The organism is Planktomarina temperata RCA23 (assembly GCF_000738435.1).
GTDB classification, from domain to species: Bacteria; Pseudomonadota; Alphaproteobacteria; order Rhodobacterales; family Rhodobacteraceae; genus Planktomarina; species Planktomarina temperata.
Genome location: NZ_CP003984.1, coordinates 3,227,856 through 3,250,488, shown reverse-complemented (window position 1 = coordinate 3,250,488; position 22,633 = coordinate 3,227,856). Strand labels below are relative to the sequence as shown.

The window sequence follows — 22,633 nt, the reverse complement described above, 5'->3', positions numbered from 1 at the left end:
ATCAATCTTGGATTAAACGCTCCTCAATGGCTTTAAGTCGCGCCAATACCTCGTCACGATAGGTATCGGTTTTTTGATCTGCTTCTTCAGAATGCGCATCCTGCATGGAGTTTACAATCAAACCCACCAGCAGGTTCACCACAGCAAAGGTGGTGACCATGATAAAGGGTACAAAAAACACCCAAGCATAGGGATATACTTCCATCACTGGGCGCACGATCCCCATCGACCAGCTTTCCAATGTCATGATCTGGAATAGAGAATAAGCCGACTGCCCGAGTGACCCAAACCATTGCGGAAAATCAGCGCCAAAGAGTTTTGTTGAGATTACCGATCCAATATAAAAAATGATCCCCATCAACAAAAAGACGGACGCCATACCCGGCAAGGCGGTGATGAACCCCTCCACCACCCGGCGCAGGCGCGGCGCCACAGACACCACGCGCAATATACGCAAAATGCGCAAAGACCGCAGGACTGACAAGCTCTGAGCCGCAGGAACAAGTGACACTGCAACAATTGCAAAATCAAAAATATTCCAACCATCGCGGAAAAACCTAAAGCGATAGGCCAACAGCTTCAGCGCCAGTTCCACCACAAATATTGCCAGACAAATGCGATCCAAAATTCCAATAAACGTACCGACGCGCGCCATGACCATCGCGGACGTCTCTAACCCAAGAATAACCGCATTAAATAAAATCACCGCGGTGATGAATTTACGAACTCCGGCGGACTCAAGAGTTGTTTGAAGATATGTCATCGATTTTTAAACCTTGCTGAAATGGGCAACGATCTCGATATGCGGCGACCATCTAAATTGATCAACCACTTCAATCCATTTTAGCAAATAACCGCCGTTACAAAGCAAGGCCGCATCACGCGCGAAACTGACAGGATTGCATGACACCATAGCAATATCGCGCAAATCGCTTTGCGCCAATTGCCCCACTTGCTGCTCTGCGCCGGCGCGAGGTGGGTCGATGATGGCGGCGTTGAACGGTTTCAAGTCCGTATGGTCAACAGGATTGCGAAACAAATCACGGGTGGAGGTTGTGACACTCTTGATCCCCTGCGTGTGACGCACGCCATGGGCCAAAGCCTCAAGCAAACCGGCATCGTTCTCAAAACAATGCAGCGTCGCCCTATCCGCCAGCGGCAATCCCAATGTGCCAGCGCCAGAGAACAAATCAACCACCCGATCCGCTCCCGCCAATGCACGCGCCACCGCCGCTTGGAGCGCGCGCTCGCCCGCAGAGGTGGCTTGGGTGAATGCCCTGGGTGGCGGAGAGACTTTTACCCTGCCAAAGGTCATTTGCGGCGCCTGATGCTGGCAAATGATTTCATTTCCCACGGACAGCCGCGCAATTCCATTGGATCCAGCCCATTGGGCAAATGGGCCAAAATCTGTATCTGCGAGATGATCCAATCCCTCAACAGAGACATCAATCCCCCGATCTGTTGCCAGGACCCAAAAGCCCAGCTGCCCCTTGCGAGATCCAAATTGGACCGTGAATTGTTCAAGCGCCGGTATGATACGCATGATCTCAGGCACCAGAACCTTGCAGGGCTCAATCGGCTGAATTGTGTCGCTGGCCTTGCCAAAGAAACCCACCGTTGCACCCTTCTTTGTGCGTCGGCCTGTGAGTTTGGCGCGGCGACGGGAATTTTCTGGCGATGTGTGAAGCGCTTGAATTTCAGCTGTGATTCCCTGCGCCGCCAAGGCCCGCACCACAACCTCTTGTTTCCACTGAGCCACAAAATCAGGATGTGCATGATGTAACGCGCAGCCCCCACAGCGCTTAAATGCGCTGCACAGAGGGGTGATACGATGCTTGGAGGGCGTGACAATTCGTGTATTTTGCAACCGATCGCCCAGCAAATCCCCAGAGAACACCTCTCCAGGCAGGGCGCGATCAACAAAAATTGGCCCCGCGGCCAAACCATCGCCCAGGTGCCCTAAACGTTCGATTGTGAGTTCCATCAGGTCTCTTCCATTGCCAAAAAGCCACCAGATTGGTGCTTCCAAAATCCAGCATAGGCCCCATTGGCTTCTAACAGGCTGGCATGGGTTCCCTCTTCTACAATGCGTCCCTCGTCAAGCACCACAATGCGATCCATACGCGCAATGGTTGACAGACGATGCGCAATTGCAATCACGGTTTTGCCGCGCATGACACGGTACAGCGTCTCCAGAATGTCTGCCTCTACCGCACTGTCCAGTGCCGAGGTGGCCTCATCCAGCACTAAAATCGGCGCATCTTTTAAGATCACCCGGGCCAAAGCCACCCTTTGTCTCTGACCGCCTGAAAGTTTCACACCCCGTTCACCGACCTGTGCATCATAGCCTGTGCGCCCCTCCGGATCTTCGAGCTGCAAGATAAAATCATGCGCTTCGGCCTTTTTCGCCGCCTCGATCATGTCTTCCTCAGTCGCTCCGGGTTTGCCGTAAAGAATATTGTTGCGCACAGAACGGTGCAGCAGCGCGCTGTCTTGCTGCACCACACCAATTTGCGCCCGCAAACTGTCCTGTGTGACGTGAGAAATATTTTGCCCATCAAAATAAATCGCCCCAGATTCCACATCATAAAACCGAAGTAATAGCTTTATGAGGGTTGATTTCCCCGCGCCGCTCGCCCCAACCAACCCCAGGCTCTCACCAGGCTTAATCTCAAGCGAGATATTCTCAAGCCCACCAAACTCCTTGCCATAGCGATGCGTCAGACCGGCAATTGAGATATGCGCTGCCTTCATCTGCAACTCCTGAGCACCTGGCGCATCAACCAGCTCAATGGGAGCAGAAATGGTCTCCATCCCCTCGCGAATAACCCCCATTTCTCTGAAAAGCGTGGTCAGTGCCCACATGATCCAATGGGACATGCCACTCATCCGCAGGGTAAGGGCTGCACCAGCGGCCACCACGCCCACATCCGCGCTGCCGATGCTCCACAGGTAGGTGGCCCAACCCACAACACTGACGACCAAACAGCCATCCAACAAAATAAGACCAAATTCCATGGTCGTATAAAGCCGCATTTCCTTTTGAAAGGTCACACGCGCCTCTTCGATCGCCTCTACCCCATAGTTCAACTCTTGATCGTTCTGGGAAAACATTTTGACCGCATGAATATTGGTGTAGCTGTCCACCACCCGCCCGGTCACGGCACTGCGCGCATTCGACGCCGCCGCCGATGCCGGGCTAACGCGCCGCACAGTCCAAACGACCAAAGCGAAATAGAGCCCCGTCCACATCGCAAGGGGGATCATTAACCGAGGATCAGACTCGCCCAATAGGAAAAATGCCCCGATCAAATAAACAAACGAAAAGGTGACCGCATCAATCAGCTGATAGACAAATTCACCCGTCGCAGGCGGGGTTTGCATGATCCGATTGGCAATGCGCCCAGCAAAATCATTTTCAAACCAACCCACAGATTGCCGCAACACATGGCGATGCGCCCGATAGCGCACCAAAGTGCCCACATTCGGCAAAATCGTATTGTTGAGCAAAAGGGTCGAAACCGTATCAATCAGCGGTCGAATCACAAGAATAAACCCGGTGACCAAAGCCAATTCCACCCAATGATTGCCCCAAAACTCAGACGGCGTTGCCTCTGTCATCAACACAATCAGTCGCCCGAAATACCAGATCAGAAAAATCTGGACCGCGGCAACAAGCGTTTGAAAAAAGGCAGAAAAGCAAAATGTCGTTTTGAACGGGCGCAGATAGTCACGCAAAAAGGCCAAAAGCGCGCGCGGTGGACGATTGCTGACTGGGTAGGGTTGATAGGGATCAACCAATCTTTCAAAAAATCTAAACATAGCCGAACAGAATACTGCGGCTATGCTTTTTTGCAAACAAAATAATGTGGTTAAACAAACAAACCCTTGAGACAGGGCAGGTCACCCAAGGCCGTCCAAATGCACCAATATTTCATCTTTGGTGATCTGCATATCCCGTGCAATCCAAATGTCTTGTGCACGCTTCAAAGCCTCCCCAAGCGCTGGGCCCTGGTGCTTTGGCATTAGATCAGCCGCCGAAACGGGGCAAATAGACTGGGCGCCGCGGCGCACCGCCTCTTGCTCTGTCTCTGTGACCCTGTTCTCCATCCAGGCCGCGCGCAGCAGCCAAGACGACCAGCCCTGCGCCGCGCCCAGCGCATATCCATGCGCCAAGGCTTTTGATGTGTTTTGCCCGTGATACCGCAGCGCTTCAACCTGGCGCGCCTGCACATTTGACAACCGCAAGCGCTCTTGCACCGCCTCACCACCAAGACAGGCCAGACGGCGTAGCGCATCGGGCGGATGCTCCCGCTCTAGGTCCACCAAAAGCGAAACCGAGCGCGCCGAAGCCCCTGGCAGCACGCGCCCCAAGATGCCAGCTGCCTCCATTGCGGCCAGCGCTGGGGCTGGGTCGGCGGCGGCCAATAGTTTGAGCAGCTCAGCGCCGATCCGTTCTTTAGAAATTCGCTCCAAACCCGATTGCAAAGCCGCACAGGCCGCGAGCGCCTGCGCATCAACACCTTCGAGGGGATCGCCATACCAAGCCCAAAACCGAAAAAACCGCAAGATACGCAGATAATCTTCCGCGATACGAGCTTGCGGCTCACCGATAAAACGCAACCGCCGCGCTTGCGCATCGGCCAGCCCGTCCAATGGGTCGATCACCTGGCCCGACGCCTCTGCATAGAGCGCATTCATGGTAAAATCGCGGCGCGCGGCGTCTTGTTCAAGCGATGTGCCAAAAACAACTTCAGCATGCCGACCGTCGGTCGTCACATCTTGGCGAAATGTGGTGATTTCATAAGATTTGCCACCGAGCAAAAACGTCAGTGTTCCATGATCTGCGCCGGTGTCGACAACCCGCACCCCATGGGCTTGCGCAATCCGCCGCATCTGATCTGGCACGGCGTCACTGGTCAAATCAATATCCGTTGCCGCACCCCCCATCACCGCATTACGAATACAACCGCCCACATATAAAAGCCGCGCGCCGGCCTCCTCGAAGGCCGTGAAAAGCGGTGCTAGGGTCTGGATATCAAGCGCGGTGGGATCAATCTTCATAGCGGACCCATCTGATCGGCCAAGCCGCGCAATATCCGCGCGGTCGCGCCCCAAATGTAATAGGGCCCGTAAGGGACGCAATAGTAAGAGCGTCTCTGTCCGCGCCAGATCCGCGACTGAACTTGAAAATTTTGCGCCGTCACCACATGAGACAAAGGCACTTCGAACACCTCCGCCACCTCGCCAGGATCTGCCTTAACCTCCCAGGGCGTGCTGATCCAACCGATGGTTGGAATAACGTTGAACCCCGTCACGGTTTCATGTGCCGGCAATTGCCCTAAGATTTCTACCAGGGATGGATCAAGCCCGGTTTCCTCATGCGCTTCACGCAGCGCTGTTGCAGAAATATCCGCGTCACCGGCATCCCGCTTGCCGCCGGGAAACGCAATCTGCCCAGGGTGGGATGACAAATGCGCCGCGCGTTTGGTCAAGACCACATGAACGCCTGAAGAGCGCTCAATCAAGGGCACCAAAACACCGGCATCTTTCTTCGCAGGCCCAGACCCAGACGTCCCCGGATTAAGATCAAAATCCGACGAGGCGCCGCCCGGCCGCGCCAATGCGCGGAGAATATCAGCGTGATGCGGAATCATTTTCAATGGGGGGATTGGCCTCAAACCCAAGCGTATCTGGATCAAAGCTGTAATGGGCGCCACAAAACTGGCAATCGGCGGTGACCTCATTGTCGTCTGTGGTCATATGCGCCATGTCTTTGGCCGAATAAATCGACAGGCTTTGGCGCACACGATCAGGCGAGCAGGTACAGCCGAAAGTCACCGGCTGGGTGTCGTAGACCCGCGGTTGCTCTTCATGAAACAAACGAAGCAGCAGTTGCGTCGGCGCAATGGATGGTCCGACCAGCTCAAGCTGATCGACGGTATCGAGCAAAATATTCGCCCGGTTCCAATTTTCATTCCCATCTGAATCCAATAGATCCGCTGCCGAGAGCAAACCATCTTCGCCCTGTGGCTCTTCAGAGGTCACATGCGAACCTGCCGCAGGCATATGTTGCAGCATCACGCCGCCCGCACGCCAACCATCTGAGCCATCCGCCTCCTGCGAGTAACCAAATGCCAGGGAAAAGCGGGTCGGTATTTGTTCAGACTGCGCAAAATAGGCCTCTGCACAGGCCGAAAGAGAGGTGCCGGCAATCGGGGTGATCCCTTGATAGGGCTGCATATCTTGACCTTGATCAATCAATATGGCGAAATACCCATTGCCAATTTGATCAAAGCCCGGTGCCTCGGTGTCCAGAGTCTCAGCATCATAGCTTGCATAGGCCCGGATGCGCCCGGGCGCTCCATCTTCTGTCGGGCCATAGTAGTCAGTTGCGATCAAACGCACCGCACCGCTGCCGCGCACTTGAAGCGAGAGCTTCCAGCGCAGCTTCATGGTTTGACCAATTAACGCAGTGAGCAAAGTCATCTCTGCCACAAGCGCCTCAACAACAGACGGATAATCATGCTGCGCAAGCACCTGATCCAACACACCATCGAGCCGCGCCACACGGCCACGGATATCGGATGCGTCCAATTGAAACGGCAAAACCGTATCATCCCAACTCATTTTTACAGTTTGCGTCATGATAACTTTCCATAGATTGGCCTTGCCTTAAACTGTCAATATAAGCGCGTCTAGGCTGACACCAAGTTTTGGAGAGACGATTGCTACGTTTTGGCACCACACCAGATCCCAATCGCCGCTACACGCGGCGCCCCGGCGCCTATGCAATTTTGCCCCATAAAGGAGGGCTTTTAGCCACCTATCAAGGGGGACGAAATCAGGAATATCAATTGCCTGGCGGCGGCATAGATCCGGGCGAATCACCTCTCCAAGCGTTGCATCGTGAAGTATTTGAGGAAACCGGTTGGCGCATCACACAGCCTCGGGTGTTTTTTCGTTTTAAAGTTTTCAGCTTTATGCCGGACTACGATCTTTGGGCAGAAAAGATTTGCACCATCTATGTCGCGCACCCCGTGTATCAAAAATCGGCTCCCTCCGAACCAGACCATCATCCCGTGATTTTGCCCGCTGACGCGGCCCTAAACCATCTGGCCAGCCCGGGCGATCGTCAGGCCGTGGCACAGTTTTTCGGCAAGAGATAACCCAAGCCTTAGATAATCAAATCCACCATCGCCTCATCTCCAGTGATGTCCCGAATTGACATTCCAGCCGCTTCAAGCCGCTCCGATAAGAGCGCAAAATTCTCTGGCTTTGAGGTTTCAATTCCAAGCAAGACAGTTCCGAAGTTGCGCGCTGATTTCTTGAGATATTCAAAGCGCGCAATATCATCATCCGGTCCCAAAAGACCCAAGAAATCCTTAAGCGCCCCAGGTCGTTGAGGCAGACGCAAGATAAAATATTTCTTCACACCGGCGTAGCGCTGGGCGCGCTCTTTCACCTCTGGCAATCGTTCAAAATCAAAATTGCCTCCCGATGACACACAGACCACGGTTTTGCCTTTGATCTTGTCTTTTAGATCCTTCAGGGCGTCCAAAGCCAAAGCCCCCGCGGGCTCCAAAACAATTCCTTCTGTATTCAGCATATCCAAAATTGTGGTGCAAATTCGATCTTCGGGGATATCCAAAACATGATCCGCATCAATACCTTTTAACGCAGCAAAGGTATTCACGCCCATCTTGGCCACCGCCGCCCCATCAACAAACGTATCCACCTGCTCCAGCGCAATAGGGGCGCCGGCCTGAACCGCAGCGGCCAGGCTTTTGCCCCCACTCGGCTCAACATAAAAGATTTCAGTCTCAGGAGCGCGCTCTGACAGCAAACGCCGCGCAGAAGAAGACAGACCTCCGCCGCCCACAGGCACCACAAAAACATCTGGAGAGCGGCCCAATTGTTCGAGCATCTCATAGGTGACTGTTGCCTGCCCCTCAATCACATCGGGATCATCAAATGGCGACAGAAAATGCCCGCCAACTTCCGCGCAATAGGCTTGGCTGGCGCGAAGCGTGTCGTCAAAATAGTCACCCACCAATTGCACCTGCACCCACGCGCCCCCAAACAGTCGAGTCTTGCGAATTTTTTGTTCCGGTGTGGTCACTGGCATAAAAATTACGCCTTTTTTCTGCAAATGCCTGCAAACATAGGCGACGCCCTGCGCATGATTGCCGGCGCTGGCGCAGACGAACACGTCTTTATCCGCCTGTTTGCCCATGGCATTAAATGCGCCGCGCAGTTTATAGGAGCGCACAGGCGATAGATCTTCTCGCTTCAGCCAAATATCCGCATCATAGACATTCGAAAGATGATCATTGCGCTGGAGCGGTGTTGCAGGAAACAACTGGCGCATGCGCTCGGTGGCCTCAGCGGCTTGGTTGCTAAAATCTGTCATGACAGATTAGTGGCTCAAACTGCGAAATTGCGCAAGTTATCTGGCCTGCGGCGGATTATGCAACGGGCTTTATAAAATTGCTCTGCACCAACTTGCCGTGCAAACAAAAACCATATACCTCCGCGCCGACCACACTTTGCCACATTTGGATTGGAAAACGCATGTCAGCCCCTAAGAAAGTTGTCCTGGCCTATTCGGGCGGACTAGACACCTCGATCATCCTCAAATGGTTGCAGACCGAATATGGCTGCGAAGTGGTGACATTCACGGCAGATTTGGGTCAGGGTGAAGAGCTCGAACCCGCCCGCGCCAAAGCCGAACTGATGGGCGCCTCCTCAATCTATATCGAGGATGTGCGTGAAGAATTTGTCCGCGATTTTGTGTTCCCTATGTTCCGAGCCAATGCGCTTTATGAAGGTCTGTACCTGCTGGGTACCTCCATTGCGCGCCCATTGATCTCCAAACGCCTGGTTGAGATTGCACAGCTCGAAGGGGCAGATGCTGTTGCCCATGGCGCGACCGGCAAAGGCAATGACCAAGTGCGGTTTGAGCTGGCCGCCTACGCATTGAACCCCGATATCAAAGTCATCGCCCCCTGGCGTGAATGGGATCTTTCAAGCCGTACCAAGCTGATCGATTTTGCCGAGAAAAACCAAATCCCAATCGCCAAAGACAAGCGCGGCGAAGCGCCGTTTAGTGTTGATGCTAACCTGCTGCACACCTCTTCGGAAGGTAAGGTCTTGGAAGACCCGGCCATTGAGGCACCCGATTACGTCTATCAACGCACCGTCAATCCCGAGGATGCACCCGACACGCCAGAATATGTTGAGATTGGCTTTCAAGCCGGGGATGCTGTCTCAATCAACGGCGTTGATATGTCCCCCGCAACGATTTTGACCGAGTTAAACCGGCTTGGCGGTCAACATGGCATCGGGCGGCTTGACCTGGTCGAGGGTCGCTTTGTGGGCATGAAATCCCGTGGCATTTACGAAACCCCTGGCGGCACATTGCTGCTGGAGGCCCATCGCGCCATTGAATCCATCACCTTGGACCGCGGCGCGGCCCATCTCAAAGACGAATTAATGCCAAAATATGCCGAGCTGATTTACAATGGCTTTTGGTTTAGCCCTGAGCGCGAAATGCTTCAGGCTTTGATTGATAAGTCCCAAGAGCATGTCACCGGAACTGTGCGTCTGAAGCTCTATAAAGGCTCCGCCCGCACGGTGGGCCGCTGGTCATATTACAGCCTGTATTCTGAAGCGCATGTGACGTTTGAAGATGATGCGGGCGCCTACGATCAAAAAGATGCTGCTGGCTTTATCCAGCTCAATGCCCTGCGCCTCAAGCTCTTGGCTGCGCGTAAAAATCGGATCCGTTGATCCGCGGGAGCAGGCGGTTATTTGGCAGCCTGCAGCTGCTCATAGATCGCCTGCGCTTGGTGCCATAGCGCGTCATAATCGGCATCAACTCTTGGCGCGGGACCTGGTGCCGGTCCAAATCCAGTTGAGCGATGCACGGCGTCATACCAATGGGCCGCCCAAATACCATCCTGCGCCCGCGGCCCAGCAGGCCAGTGTAACATCGCAGGGTCAAAGGCAATTTCCAGCCGCAGGCAGAGCTCCATAAGCGCAGATTTTGGATCGGCTAAAATATCATCGCTGTCGATCACAACCGGGACCTGACCCAGCGCCACGCAATGATCAAAAATTTTCTTTTGTTGCACAAACCCGAGGTCGTATAGAGTCACATCCGCGCGCTTGCGGGCATAGCTGGCGATCACCCGCGCGGGATCACGAATGAGAAACACATTGCGCAGCTGCGCCAGCAGATCCATCGGGAAATGGTCCAGCATATGATGGGTCATGTGTTTTTGATACCAAATCGCCGCACCACCTGGCACAGGGCCGGACAGCTCGGCACTCACCTGCACAGGATCACAAGCCATACTTGCCATGATTTCAGCACGCATCGGATGGTCCGCATTGGAATGATGAAGATAGGCGCCATAAAACGGCTCATCTACAACCCGCGTATCCGCCCGATTGCCAAAGGCATACATCATCGCCGTCGACAGGTTGCGCGGACCTGACCACATGGCGATCTTCATGCGCAGACCTGGGCGATGAGGTCCTGATACAACCCCCGAATACGGCAGGTGATTGGCCCCATGTCGCCGTCACCGATGGGGCGGCCATCAATCTCGATCACAGGGGTTTGCGCACCGAAGGTTCCGGTCAGGAAGGCCTCCTGCGCGCCATAGGTGTCCACCAAGCTGAAGTTGCGCTCAAAAACGGGGATGTCATGGGCGCGGCACAGATCAATGACCTTTTGCCGGGTGATGCCGTTCATGCAGTAATCTCCCGTACTGGTCCAAACCGCACCATCGCGCACAATAAAAAAGTTGCAGGCATTGGTGGTATTCACAAACCCATGCACGTCTAACATCAAAGCCTCATCCGCTCCGGCCTTTTGTGCCGCGATACAGGCCAAAATGCAGTTGAGTTTAGAATGCGAATTTAATTTTGGATCCTGCGTCATGGGCAGGCCCCGCATATGCGGTACAGTGGCGAGACGAATGCCACGGGGAAGGCTGGGCTTTGAATGTTCCATTATGATGGTAAATGTGGGGCCAGATTGTGACAGGTCTGGATGCTGAAACGGGCGGATCTTCACCCCGCGCGTGACCATAAGCCGAGCGTGCGCATCGCTCTGCATCCCATTGGCCGCTTGCGTATCGCGCAAGGCCCGCTCCACCCCATTGCGATCCATACCAATATCAATATCCACGGCCTTTGCCGCCTCAAACAAACGGTTCAGATGTTCATCCATGAAGGCCCATGTGCCGTTATAAAGACGCAACCCCTCCCAAACCCCGTCCCCAAGCATAAACCCGCTGTCATATACGCTGACCAAGGCACGCTCTTTGGGCAGCAATTGCCCATTGAGGTAAATCAAAATGTCTTCATTGCGGGCATCTTCCGCAGCTTGGTGGGTTGTTACATGATCTGTCATATCTCAAGCCTAGGCTGAGAGGCATTTTGAGCCAAGAGGGAAAACTCACAAGGACGGGTGAAACACAGCAAGAGGCTCAAGCCCATCACTCAGGGGGCGAATTCCATCACCTCTTGCAGGTTTGGAATAGCATCCGCTGTGCCGGATCGTGTAACCTTGAGGGCTGCGGCGCGGTTGGCACAGGTTAAGGCGGTTTGGGGGTCGTCTCCCAATGACAAACGCCCTATGAAATAACCACAGAAAGTGTCGCCTGCTCCGGTGGTGTCCACGGGAATGACAGGGATTCCAGCAACCTCAAACACCTGATCTGCTGAAAAATCATGATAGGCGGCACCTTTTGCGCCATAGGTAATGAGCATTCCATCGAGCCCAAGGCTGGCTAAACTGGAGATGCGCAGATCCTGTTGGAGCGCTTTCACCTCATATTCATTCGCGCATAGGATATTCACAAATGGCAAAACCTCTGCCACAGCCTTCGCCTCGAAGGGTGCCGCTGAATAGACCACGCGCGCAGCTTGAGCGCGCGCCATTCGGGCGGCATGGACTTGATGCGCAGTTTCATTTTGCATCACCAGCCAATCCCCCGCACCGATCGGGGCCAACCATTGGGTGAGCTGCGCTTCACTCATCGCCGTATTGGCTCCAGAAAATAGGGTGATGGCGTTTTCACCATCAGCGGCCACCGTGATGATGGCGTGGCCGGAAGCGCAGGACAGGCGGGCAATTGAATCGCGCGCGACACCCAAAGCAACAAGCCGCTCGAGCAGCCAATCCCCATCGCGGCCCACGGCTCCCAAATGCACCACATCCGCACCGGCTTGAACCATAGCCACAGATTGATTGGCCCCCTTGCCGCCCAGGCCTTGATCCAAATCAGTCGCCGCAAGGGTTTCACCAGGCGCCGGAATATGACGCACCTGGTAGAAGTAATCGGCGTTGATGGAGCCGAAATTGTAGACCGTCATCTGATATTGCAGGCGGCAATGGCCGCCATATTGAGGATGTCATTCACCGAAGACACGGTCGAGCAAATTTGAATTGGCTTATCGATGCCTGTCAAAATTGGACCGATGACAGTGGCACCACCCATTTCCTGCATCAATTTCACTGAGATTGATGCCGAATGCCGCGCTGGAACCACCAAAACATTGGCCGGGCCAGTGAGGCGGCTGAACGGGTATTTCTTCATCTCATTGACGTTGAGCGCCACATCCACAGCCATCTCGCCCTCAAATTCAAAATCAACCCCACGCTTTAACAAGACATCCGGAGCAATGCGCATTTTTTCAGCGCGCTCTGAAATCGGATAACCGAAGGTCGAAAAGCTTACAAAAGCCACCCGCGGATCCAAGCCCAAGGCACGCGCCACGCCAGCACCACGTTCGGCAATATCGGCAAGGTCGTTTTCATCAGGCCATTCATGAACCAATGTGTCAGCGATCAAAATGATTTTGCCTTTTGACAAAATAGCCGTCACCCCAACCGCGCCATCATGTGGGCCCACGTCATAAACATGGTTGATCAATTCCAAAACATGCGCTGACTTGCGTGTAACACCCGTCACCAAACCGTCGCCATGTCCATGCGCAAGCATCAAAGATCCAAAAACGTGACGATCCCGGGCAGCAAGGCGATGCACATCGGTTGTATCAAAACCTTTGCGTTGCAGGCGCTGGTAGAGGTAGTTTTTGTAATCTTCCAAATGTTCTGTGTTGGCGGCATTCACCACTTCCAGCTCACCGGCCGCATCACCCAGCCCCGCTGCCTCTAATCTTTGACGCACATCGCTTTCCCGACCCACGACAATTGATTTTCCAAAACCCTGGCGTTGATACAAGACAGCAGCGCGCAAGACCCGCTCATCATCACCTTCGGCAAAGATAATCCGAGCCTGCGACGACCGTGCGCGCGCATTGATGCCGCGCAAAATGCTCGCGGTGGGATCCATGCGGGTTTTCAGGGACAGCTCATAGCCATCCATATCCACAATCGGCCGGCGGGCAGCGCCTGTGTCCATACCTGCGCGCGCAACTGCGGGAGGAATGCGGTAGATTAAACGTGGATCAAAGGGGGTTGGGATAATGTAATCGCGGCCAAAACTCAACTTCGTGCCATAGGCCAAAGCCACCTCATCTGGCACCTCTTCACGCGCTAAATCCGCAAGCGCACGCGCACAAGCAATCTTCATTTCGTCATTAATCGCTCTGGCGTGAATATCTAATGCACCACGGAACAAATACGGGAAACCCAATACATTGTTGACCTGATTGGGATAATCCGACCGCCCTGTGGCCACGATCGCATCTGGACGCACGGCATGCGCCTCTTCGGGTGTGATCTCAGGGTCTGGATTTGCCATAGCAAAAATCACCGGATCGGGGGCCATGCTTTCCACCATTGCTGGGGTCACGGCGCCTTTGACGGAAACACCCAAAAACACATCTGCGCCCGCCATAGCGTCATCCAAACTGCGCAACTCTGTTGAAATAGCATGGGCCGATTTCCATTGGTTCATACCCTCAGTACGTCCCTGATAAATCACGCCCTTAGTGTCGCACACAATGCAGTTGTTATGTTTGGCACCCATAGATTTTAAAAGTTCAATACAGGCAATGCCAGCAGCACCGGCACCATTCAAAACAATTTTCACGTCCTGAATTTTCTTGCCAGACAGGTGCAAGGCATTGATCAGGCCTGCCGCGCAGATCACGGCCGTGCCGTGTTGGTCATCATGAAACACTGGAATATCCATGACCTCTTTCAAGGCTTGCTCGATGATAAAACACTCCGGTGCCTTAATGTCTTCGAGGTTGATGCCGCCAAAGGTCGGACCCATGAGCTTCACAGCATTGATAAATTCTTCGGGGTTTTCGGTGTCCAGCTCAATATCGATGGAGTTCACATCTGCGAAGCGCTTAAACAAAACCGCCTTGCCTTCCATGACCGGCTTGGAGCCCAAAGCCCCAAGATTACCAAGACCCAATACCGCTGTTCCGTTCGAAATCACCGCTACAAGGTTGCCTTTGTTGGTATAGTCATAGGCCAATTCAGGATTATCTGCGATGGCCAAACAGGGCACCGCAACACCTGGCGAATAGGCCAAGGAAAGATCACGCTGTGTTGTCATTGGCACAGAGGCGGTTATCTCAAACTTACCAGGCGTTGGTTCCAGGTGGTAGGCCAGCGCATCAGCGTCTGTGACTTTGTTATTGGGCATTGCAACACTCCGTTTAGAATTAGTTTAATATTAAACTATCTGTTTCGCTGGTGCAATTCAATTTTAGCAGAGCCCCTATATAGAGGATCTGCGCCGTCTAGGCCTTGAGCCATTGCCCATCGACCCTGCGCCACCTTCGCGCCAGAATGAACCACCGCCAACCAGAGGTCAAACCAATTCAAAATCCATCCCGATGATCGCTTTCTTTCGTCGCAAGTTTTGCCTAATACTTGCCACAAATGGAGATCAATCTGTGAGCAAGCCCGACCAGTCCGTAACGCCCATGATGGCACAGTTTCTTGCGATCAAGGAGGAATACCCCTCCGCCCTATTGTTCTACCGCATGGGAGATTTTTACGAGCTGTTTTTCGACGATGCCGTCGCGGCAGCGCAGGCGCTGGATATTACCCTGACGAAACGCGGCAAACATCAGGGCGCGGATATTCCCATGTGCGGTGTGCCGGTGCACGCGGCAGAGGGTTACTTGCTCAATCTCATTCGCAAAGGGTTTCGCGTTGCGGTCTGCGAACAGCTGGAAAATCCAAAAGAGGCAAAGAAACGCGGGGCTAAATCCGTTGTGAAACGGGGCGTGGTTCGGTTGGTCACCCCAGGGACCTTGACCGAAGACACGCTACTGCAGCCGCGACAAAGTAATTTTCTGGCCACGTTTGTTCAGGTGCGCAACCAAAGCTGTCTTGCTTGGGTGGATATTTCGACCGGAGATATGCGCTATAGTCCCTGCCCGCCCGTGCGATTGGGGCCAGAGCTGGCCCGGCTTGCCCCAGCTGAGGTGCTTGTGGCTGAGGGGGCGCTGGATGAAACTCTGGAAATCATAAATGAGGCCGGTGCGGCCGCGACCGAATTGCCACAGGAGGTTTTTGACAGCACCGCCGGCGTGGAGAAAATTTGCAAAGCCTATGGTGTTGGAGACCTGAGCGGTCTTGGAGAGTTCAGCCGTGCCGATGTCGCCGCCGTTTCTGGGCTTATTGAATATCTCTCCACCACCCAAAAAGGCCAACTCCCACTTCTACGCCGACCCGTTTGTGAAGCGCGGGATGATTTTGTTGCAATTGATGCCGCAACCCGAAAAAATCTTGAACTGACCCAAACGCTGGCAGGGGAAAGATCTGGCTCTTTGCTGTCGGTTGTGGATCGCTCTGTGACCGCTGCCGGAGCGCGGCTTTTGTCTCGCCGCATTACGACACCCTCTCAACGCCTGGCAGCCATCGAAGAGCGCGCATCGGCGGTGGAGTTTTTCTGTGGCCAAAGCGGTTTGCGCGGCGCGGTGCGCACCGCTTTGAAGCAATTGCCCGATGTTGAACGCGCCTTGGGGCGTGTGGCGCTTGAGCGCAGTGGTCCAAGAGATTTGCTGGCGCTTGGGAATGGCATCGCCCAAGCCGCGCAAGTGCATGCCCTTTTGGCAGAGCAAGAGTTACCGCCACTCCTGAAGAATGCGGCAGATGATCTGAAAGGGTTTGAGGCCCTGTCCGATGAATTGGATCGCGCCCTGGTCGCCGAACCGCCCCTTCTGGCGCGAGATGGTGGGTTTGTCGCCACTGGCTATTCGGCAGAGCTGGATGAGATGACGGCCCTGCGCGACGAAGCGCGGTCTGTGATTGCTAGGATGCAAGCCGATTATGCCGGCCAGTCTGAGATTTCCTCCCTGAAAATTAAGCACAATAATGTGCTGGGATATTTCATTGAAACCACCGCCACCCATTCCCAGCGCATGATGACGGCACCTTTGAATGATGTTTTCATTCACCGACAAACCACCGCCAATGCGGTCCGCTTTACGACGGTCGAACTGGGTGAGCTGGAAACCAAAATCCTAAATGCTGCCGGCCGCGCCACAGGGTTAGAGCTTGAAGTTTTTGCCGGTCTCTGCGCTCAGGTGTTAGATCATGCCGCCGCACTACAGGCTTTGGCGGTCTCGATTGCAGAGATTGACGTCGCTGCCGCTCTTTCCGAGTTGGCCATGGCAGAGGGTTGGGTCCGCCCGGTGCTGAATGACAGCCGCGACTTTATAATTGAGCAAGGCCGCCATCCAGTGGTCGAAGCGGCAATCAAAGCGCAGGCGGAAACTGTTTTTGTCGCCAATGATTGCCAATTGACCAGCACAAACGACATGATTTGGCTGCTCACCGGGCCAAATATGGCCGGTAAATCAACGTTTTTACGTCAGAATGCTTTGATTGCCCTTTTGGCACAGGCCGGATCTTTTGTGCCGGCGGCTCGGGCTGAAATTGGCATTGTTTCACAGATTTTTAGCCGGGTTGGTGCGGCCGATGATTTGGCCCGCGGGCGATCGACTTTTATGGTGGAGATGGTTGAGACCGCCGCAATTTTGAACCAAGCAGATGATCGTGCTTTGGTTATTCTGGATGAAATTGGCCGCGGAACCTCGACCTATGACGGGCTATCCATCGCTTGGGCCACTCTGGAGCATTTGCATGATGTCAACCGATGCCGCGCATTATTTGCCACTCATTACCATGAGCTCACCCAGCTCACCGCGAAACTGACCCATGTGGACAATGCCACCGTCACTGTGCGGGAGTATCAGGGAGATGTGGTGTTCTTACATGAGGTGAAGAAAGGCGCAGCAGATCGGTCCTATGGGGTGCAAGTGGCCAAACTGGCCGGCCTGCCGCAATCGGTTTTGGAGCGGGCAAAGGTGGTTCTTGAGGCTTTGGAGCGGGGCGAGCGCGAGGGGCATAGCAAGCAAAAAGCCCTCATCGACGATTTGCCGCTGTTTTCCGCGGTGGCGATGTCGGCACCTGCGCCCTCAGCCCAGTCGGAGCTTGAAGAGGTCTTGAATGGGGTCCAGCCAGATAGTTTGAGCCCCAAAGAGGCGCTGGATCTCATTTATCAGCTGAAGTCGAAACTCAAGACATAAAAGGCGGCCCTTGAGCCGCCCTTGTCGCAGATATCGCTTTTTAGCCTCAGCCTGGAGTTGAAGAAACGCCCACTTGCGCAGGGCGCAAAAGGCGATCATGCAACATAAATCCTTCGGTCATCACCTGAATGATGTCCCCTGCTTTTGTGCCAGGAACAGGCGCTTCAAACATGGCTTCATGATTTTGTGGGTCAAAACGTTCGCCAATTTCTGGCGAAATGGGTTCGATGCCATGTTTTTTGAAAACATTAACCACTTCGCGCATGGTGAGCTCAACGCCCTCAATCAAAGCAGCTGAGACTTCGCGCTGGTCATCCGTCGCGGCCTCCAGGCCACGCTTGAGGTTGTCATAGACCGGCAGTAGATCACGGGCGAGCTTCGAGCCGCCATAATTTTCAGCCTCTCTACGATCACGATCACCGCGTTTCCGAGCGTTTTCCGCATCCGCGAGGGCGCGCATCCACTTGTCTTTGAGATCATCGCGTTCGGCGCGCAGAGCATCAAGCTCTAGCTCTTCTTCGGTGTATTCTTCCTCACCATATTCTTCTTCTTCGGCAAGACTGACGTCCTGGAGAAACTCGTCTTCATGTTCTTTTGCCATCTGGACCTAACCTCGATCAGATAAAACCCGCCCGACCATTTGAGCGGTATAATTCACGATTGGCACGATCCTACCATAATTCAGACGCGTGGGTCCGATTACGCCAATAGCGCCAACCACCTTTTGGTCAGCGTTCATATAGGGAGAAACCACCAAAGAGGAACCCGAAAGTGAAAATAGTTTGTTCTCAGAGCCAATAAAAATGCGAACACCCTCACCTTCATCGGTTAATTGCAGGAATTCCGCTATATCTCGCTTGCGTTCAAGGTCATCAAAGAGCACTCGAACCCGCTCTAAGTCCTCAGCTGTTCCAGCATTCTCAAGGAGATTCGATCTGCCGCGGACAATTAATCGCTCATTGTCACCGCCAGCATCCTGCATGACGGCCACGCCAGCCTCAACCAAGCCGGTTGTCAAAACATCCAATTCCGAGCGGTGTTTTTTGATCTCTGTGACAATGGTGGATTTTAACTCTTGCAATGTCCGGCCCTGACCGATGACATTTAGAAAGTTTACGGCCTCTCGCATTTGACTCGGGGTTTGACCCAAAGGCGGTCGAAATACCCGGTTTTCAACCTCGCCATTGGCAAAAACCAAAACCACAAGCGCCCGGTCGGTCGCCAAGGAAACAAATTCAATATGTTTTATGGGCGATGACTTTTTAGGCGCCAGAACCAAAGATGCTCCGCGGGTAAGTCCGGAAAGGGTGCTGGACATACGGTCAAGCATGCCTGTGATGCTGTCGTTTTCATCCATTGTTGCGGAAATTTTACGCTGGGCGGCCTCATCGGGCTCCCCAACCTCCAAAATACCATCGACAAACATTCGCAGACCAAGCTCCGTGGGCTGTCGGCCGGCAGAGGTGTGCGGGCTGTCAAGCAGGCCAAGAAGCTCTAAGTCTTTCATGACATTGCGAATGGTGGCGGCGCTCACGGGTTGTGTCATGTGTTGGGTTAACGTGTTGCTGCCCATCGGTTCCCCGGAAGACAGGTAGCTTTCCACAACCCGTTGAAACACTTCACGGCTCCGGGCATCCATTTCTGAAAATAACTCTGTAGACGAATCCATTCACCTAAGCCTTGCTATTTGGGGTCCGCTTCGCATATTCGCGCATGAACACAGAGAGGACAAGCGATGCGACCATCCAATCGAGAATTAAATCAAATGCGTGACATTGTGATTGAAACAGATGTCACCCGTCATGCCGAGGGATCTTGTTTGATCAAGATTGGCGATACGCATGTGCTTTGCACAGCCAGTTTGGAAGAGCGCGTGCCTCCTTTTCTGCGGAACTCAGGATTGGGTTGGGTAACAGCAGAATATGGGATGCTGCCCCGCGCCACCCATACGCGCATGCGCCGGGAGGCCAAAAACGGTCAATCGGGGCGCACTCAAGAGATTCAACGTCTCATCGGGCGGAGTTTGCGCGCCGGTGTGGATCGGGTGGCTCTGGGTGAGCGGCAAATCAGTATCGATTGCGATGTGATCCAAGCAGATGGCGGGACGCGTTGCGCCGCAATCACAGGCGGTTGGGTGGCGCTTAAGCTCGCTGTGCAAAAACTCATGAAAGCTGGAGATATTATCAGCGATCCGCTTGTGGATCCCGTGGCTGCGGTGAGCTGTGGAATCTATGCGGGCCAAGCGGTTTTGGATCTGGACTACCCGGAGGACAGTGAGGCTGGGGTTGATGGCAATTTCGTGATGTTGGGATCGGGCAAATTGGTTGAAGTCCAGATGTCGGCAGAGGGCTCAACATTCTCTCGTGATCAAATGGGACAGCTGATTGATCTGGCCGAGGCAGGCGTGTCGCAACTGGTGGCTGCGCAATTGGCGGCCGTTGGCTGATGCGCGTGCTCACCGCACCTAAGATCGTTCTTGCCAGTCACAATAAGGGCAAGTTGCGCGAAATTCAGGCTCTTTTGGCTCCGTTTGGCATCGCATGTGTGAGTGCCGGGGAGCTGGGCCTGGAAGAACCGGTGGAAACTGAGACAAGTTTTGCTGGGAATGCGCGCCTGAAAGCACATTTTGCAGCGCAGGCGGCCGGTCTGCCCGCTCTGTCTGACGATAGTGGAATTTGTGTCGATGGGTTGGATGGCGCACCCGGGGTGTATACGGCCGATTGGGCGGAAACACCCAGTGGTCGCGATTTCACAATGGCGATGACGCGGGTTTGGGATGAGCTGGAAGCAGCAAATGCACCCTTCCCGCGCCATGCGCAGTTTAATTGTACATTATGTTTAGCATGGCCAGATGGTCACGATGAGATTTTCACCGGCATTGCGCCCGGTCAAGTGGTTTGGCCAATGCGCGGTATGCATGGATTTGGCTTTGACCCAATGTTTCAACCCGATGGGTTTGATCAAACATTTGCTGAGATGCTCCCCGAAGAAAAGCACCCCCTAAGCCATCGGGCAGATGCCTTTAACAAGTTGGTGTCTGGCTGTCTGACGTGATGGAAGATTGGCGCCACGGCGGATTTGGTCTTTATATCCATTGGCCATTTTGTGAAGCGAAGTGTCCTTATTGTGACTTCAATTCCTATGTCAGCGCCACGGTTGACACTGAAATGTGGGAACACGCCCTATTAAGGGAATTGGATCGCCACGCGGCCCTCACCCAAGACCGCGTATTAAATTCAATTTTTTTCGGGGGCGGCACCCCAAGTCTGATGCCACCCAATATGGTGGGGCGTTTAATTGATCGCGCGCGGGGGCATTGGCCCTTCGCGAATGATATTGAAATCACGCTTGAGGCCAATCCATCCTCTGTTGAAGCATCACGCTTCGCGGATTTCCATAAGGCTGGAGTGAACCGGATTTCCATGGGAATTCAGGCGTTGAACGATCCAGACCTAAAGCGCCTTGGCCGTTTGCATTCAGTGGCGGAGGCGCGGTCCGCCCTCACGGTTGCGAAGACTTATTTTGAACGGGTCAGCTTTGATTTGATCTATGCAAGGCAGGACCAAACGCTTGAAGCTTGGCAAAGAGAGCTGACCGAAGCCATTGAAATGAGCGCGGGGCACCTGTCTTTGTATCAACTCACGATCGAACCGGGGACGGCCTTTGGTTTTCGAGCAAAAGCGGGCAAATTGGCGGGATTGCCCGATGAAGACTTGAGCGCGGATATGTTCGATGCAACCAATGAGATCTGCGCTGCGGCAGGCTTACACGCCTATGAGGTATCCAATTATTCACACAAGCTATTGGAATCAAAGCATAATATTATATATTGGCGTGGGGGTGACTATATCGGAATTGGGCCCGGAGCCCATGGGCGCCTAACCTTGGCAGGAAGGCGTCACGCCACACAAACAGCATTGGCGCCGCCGGCCTGGTTGGAGCGGGTGGCAAAACTGAACAGTGGGACCAGTCGTCAGGAGGTTTTAACCCCACAAGATCATGCAAATGAATTAATCATGATGGGATTGCGGGTGTCAGATGGGATTTCGCGCACGCGCATTGAGGGCATCGCCGACACTCAGCTGAAAATCCCAGATCACTTGCTTGATTTGGGTCTACTGGAACTTTCAAACGATCGGCTGCGCGCCACAAAAACCGGCCGCCCGCTGCTCAATCAGCTGGTCCAGGCTTTGATGTATTAAAGCCCGGCTAAGTGACGACAAAGCTCATCAAGCTGCTCTAGGTTTTTGTAACGAACAGTGATCGAGCCGCCCTCTTGTCCGGGATTATGTGTAATCGAAACCGCCATTTTAAGCGCTGCGGAAAGGTCGCCCTCAAGCGCACGTGTGTCTGCGTCTTTGACGGATTTTGACACGCGCTCTTTGCCGGAGGTTTTGGGCTCTTTCACCAGTTTCTCAGTCTGGCGGACAGATAACCCCCGCGCCACAACAACACGCGCCAGATCAGAGGCGTTGGGCGCCGTAATCAGAGCACGGGCGTGACCACTTGAAAGGCTACCATTGACGACAAGGGATTGAACATCTTCCGGTAGTGCCAGAAGGCGAAGTACATTTGCAATATGCGGGCGCGATTTTCCAAGCGCCTCGGCCATCTGCTCTTGCGTATGGCCAAACTTATCCATGAGCTGTCGATAACCGATTGCCTCTTCAATTGGATTTAGGTCTGCGCGTTGGATATTCTCGATGATGGCGATTTCAAGCACATCCTGGTCAGAAAATTCCCGCACCACAACAGGCAATTCATGCAGCTGGGCAAGTTGAGAAGCGCGCCAGCGTCGTTCACCCGCGACAATTTCATACTCTCCAGTTTTGCCTGGATGGGCGCGCACGACCAGGGGCTGAATAATGCCCTTAGAACGAATGGACCCTGCTAGGTCATTTAGATCGTCAACGTCGAAATACCGGCGCGGTTGATCCGGGTTGGGATGTATATTTTCGATTGGCACAAGCATATCATTGCGCCGATCAGACCCTATTGGACCCGAGTCACCAACGGCGGGTTCAATATCTGCCATAAGAGCGGATAGGCCTCGGCCGAGACCTCTTTGGCGTTTGGGTGTATTGGCCATGGT

General features: G+C 53.9%; 20 protein-coding genes. 6 read left to right on the top strand and 14 right to left on the bottom strand.

Translation table 11 applies throughout. From position 1 onward, the window contains the following. Position 1: 1 nt before the first annotated feature. The 6 genes from RCA23_RS15655 to hslO form a co-directional block, all read right to left on the bottom strand. Positions 2 to 763, bottom strand: coding sequence for an ion transporter (locus RCA23_RS15655; protein WP_044051099.1), 762 nt, complete (start codon positions 761 to 763; stop codon positions 2 to 4). Positions 764 to 769: 6 nt separating this feature from the next. After that, positions 770 to 1,984, bottom strand: coding sequence for a class I SAM-dependent RNA methyltransferase (locus RCA23_RS15650; RefSeq protein ID WP_044051098.1), 1,215 nt, complete (start codon positions 1,982 to 1,984; stop codon positions 770 to 772). Further along, positions 1,984 to 3,822: an ABC transporter ATP-binding protein gene (locus RCA23_RS15645; protein WP_044051097.1), complete on the bottom strand. Its 1,839-nt coding sequence runs from the start codon at positions 3,820 to 3,822 to the stop codon at positions 1,984 to 1,986. The genes RCA23_RS15650 and RCA23_RS15645 overlap by 1 nt, the downstream gene beginning before the upstream one ends. A gap of 81 nt (positions 3,823 to 3,903) precedes the next feature. After that, the gene (locus RCA23_RS15640; RefSeq protein ID WP_044051096.1) at positions 3,904 to 5,064 is read right to left on the bottom strand and encodes a CCA tRNA nucleotidyltransferase; all 1,161 of its coding nucleotides are present in this window, start codon (positions 5,062 to 5,064) and stop codon (positions 3,904 to 3,906) included. Beyond that, positions 5,061 to 5,657, bottom strand: a complete 597-nt coding sequence (locus tag RCA23_RS15635; protein ID WP_044051095.1) for a CoA pyrophosphatase — start codon at positions 5,655 to 5,657, stop codon at positions 5,061 to 5,063. Before RCA23_RS15635 ends, RCA23_RS15640 begins: the two co-directional genes overlap by 4 nt. Then, complete coding sequence (gene hslO, locus RCA23_RS15630) at positions 5,638 to 6,648, bottom strand: Hsp33 family molecular chaperone HslO (protein WP_044051094.1); 1,011 nt, start codon at positions 6,646 to 6,648, stop codon at positions 5,638 to 5,640. The genes RCA23_RS15635 and hslO overlap by 20 nt, the downstream gene beginning before the upstream one ends. Before the next feature lie 80 nt (positions 6,649 to 6,728). Here hslO and RCA23_RS15625 point away from each other — a divergent pair, with 80 nt between their 5' ends. Continuing rightward, positions 6,729 to 7,169 carry an NUDIX domain-containing protein gene (locus RCA23_RS15625; protein WP_044051093.1) on the top strand — a complete coding sequence of 147 codons (441 nt, stop codon included), beginning with the start codon at positions 6,729 to 6,731 and terminating at the stop codon, positions 7,167 to 7,169. 8 nt (positions 7,170 to 7,177) lie between these two features. Here the strand turns inward: RCA23_RS15625 and ilvA are convergent, their stop codons facing one another. Beyond that, positions 7,178 to 8,413, bottom strand: coding sequence for a threonine ammonia-lyase IlvA (gene ilvA, locus RCA23_RS15620; RefSeq protein ID WP_044051092.1), 1,236 nt, complete (start codon positions 8,411 to 8,413; stop codon positions 7,178 to 7,180). Between the two features lie 161 nt (positions 8,414 to 8,574). Here ilvA and RCA23_RS15615 point away from each other — a divergent pair, with 161 nt between their 5' ends. Next, complete coding sequence (locus RCA23_RS15615) at positions 8,575 to 9,792, top strand: argininosuccinate synthase (RefSeq protein ID WP_044051091.1); 1,218 nt, start codon at positions 8,575 to 8,577, stop codon at positions 9,790 to 9,792. A gap of 17 nt (positions 9,793 to 9,809) precedes the next feature. Here the strand turns inward: RCA23_RS15615 and RCA23_RS15610 are convergent, their stop codons facing one another. The 4 genes from RCA23_RS15610 to RCA23_RS15595 all read right to left on the bottom strand — a co-directional run bounded on the left by RCA23_RS15610 (position 9,810) and on the right by RCA23_RS15595 (position 14,642). After that, the gene (locus RCA23_RS15610; RefSeq protein ID WP_044051090.1) at positions 9,810 to 10,520 is read right to left on the bottom strand and encodes a sulfotransferase-like domain-containing protein; all 711 of its coding nucleotides are present in this window, start codon (positions 10,518 to 10,520) and stop codon (positions 9,810 to 9,812) included. After that, the gene (locus tag RCA23_RS15605; protein ID WP_044051089.1) at positions 10,517 to 11,425 is read right to left on the bottom strand and encodes a D-amino acid aminotransferase; all 909 of its coding nucleotides are present in this window, start codon (positions 11,423 to 11,425) and stop codon (positions 10,517 to 10,519) included. The genes RCA23_RS15610 and RCA23_RS15605 overlap by 4 nt, the downstream gene beginning before the upstream one ends. An 89-nt stretch (positions 11,426 to 11,514) precedes the next feature. Then, on the bottom strand, positions 11,515 to 12,390 hold the full coding sequence (locus RCA23_RS15600; protein WP_044051088.1) for a ribokinase: 876 nt from the start codon (positions 12,388 to 12,390) through the stop codon (positions 11,515 to 11,517). After that, positions 12,387 to 14,642, bottom strand: coding sequence for an NADP-dependent malic enzyme (locus tag RCA23_RS15595; protein WP_044051087.1), 2,256 nt, complete (start codon positions 14,640 to 14,642; stop codon positions 12,387 to 12,389). Before RCA23_RS15595 ends, RCA23_RS15600 begins: the two co-directional genes overlap by 4 nt. A gap of 283 nt (positions 14,643 to 14,925) precedes the next feature. On the opposite strand from RCA23_RS15595, the gene mutS reads away from it, so the two are divergent. After that, positions 14,926 to 17,541, top strand: a complete 2,616-nt coding sequence (gene mutS / locus RCA23_RS15590; protein WP_044051664.1) for a DNA mismatch repair protein MutS — start codon at positions 14,926 to 14,928, stop codon at positions 17,539 to 17,541. A 46-nt stretch (positions 17,542 to 17,587) separates the two neighbouring features. Here the strand turns inward: mutS and RCA23_RS15585 are convergent, their stop codons facing one another. Further along, on the bottom strand, positions 17,588 to 18,142 hold the full coding sequence (locus tag RCA23_RS15585) for a nucleotide exchange factor GrpE (RefSeq protein ID WP_044051086.1): 555 nt from the start codon (positions 18,140 to 18,142) through the stop codon (positions 17,588 to 17,590). Between the two features lie 6 nt (positions 18,143 to 18,148). Further along, complete coding sequence (gene hrcA, locus RCA23_RS15580; RefSeq protein WP_044051085.1) at positions 18,149 to 19,210, bottom strand: heat-inducible transcriptional repressor HrcA; 1,062 nt, start codon at positions 19,208 to 19,210, stop codon at positions 18,149 to 18,151. Positions 19,211 to 19,276: 66 nt separating this feature from the next. Here hrcA and rph point away from each other — a divergent pair, with 66 nt between their 5' ends. From rph to hemW, 3 genes are read left to right on the top strand one after another with little or no spacing between them, the layout of a single operon-like run. Continuing rightward, positions 19,277 to 19,987 (top strand): ribonuclease PH, encoded by a 711-nt coding sequence (gene rph, locus RCA23_RS15575; protein WP_044051084.1) that lies wholly within the window; start codon positions 19,277 to 19,279, stop codon positions 19,985 to 19,987. Continuing rightward, complete coding sequence (gene rdgB, locus RCA23_RS15570) at positions 19,987 to 20,595, top strand: RdgB/HAM1 family non-canonical purine NTP pyrophosphatase (protein WP_044051083.1); 609 nt, start codon at positions 19,987 to 19,989, stop codon at positions 20,593 to 20,595. The genes rph and rdgB overlap by 1 nt, the downstream gene beginning before the upstream one ends. Beyond that, positions 20,595 to 21,743, top strand: a complete 1,149-nt coding sequence (gene hemW / locus RCA23_RS15565; RefSeq protein WP_044051082.1) for a radical SAM family heme chaperone HemW — start codon at positions 20,595 to 20,597, stop codon at positions 21,741 to 21,743. The genes rdgB and hemW overlap by 1 nt, the downstream gene beginning before the upstream one ends. Here the strand turns inward: hemW and RCA23_RS15560 are convergent. Further along, positions 21,740 to 22,630 (bottom strand): ParB/RepB/Spo0J family partition protein, encoded by an 891-nt coding sequence (locus tag RCA23_RS15560; protein WP_044051081.1) that lies wholly within the window; start codon positions 22,628 to 22,630, stop codon positions 21,740 to 21,742. The genes hemW and RCA23_RS15560 overlap by 4 nt on opposite strands. Positions 22,631 to 22,633: the final 3 nt, after the last annotated feature.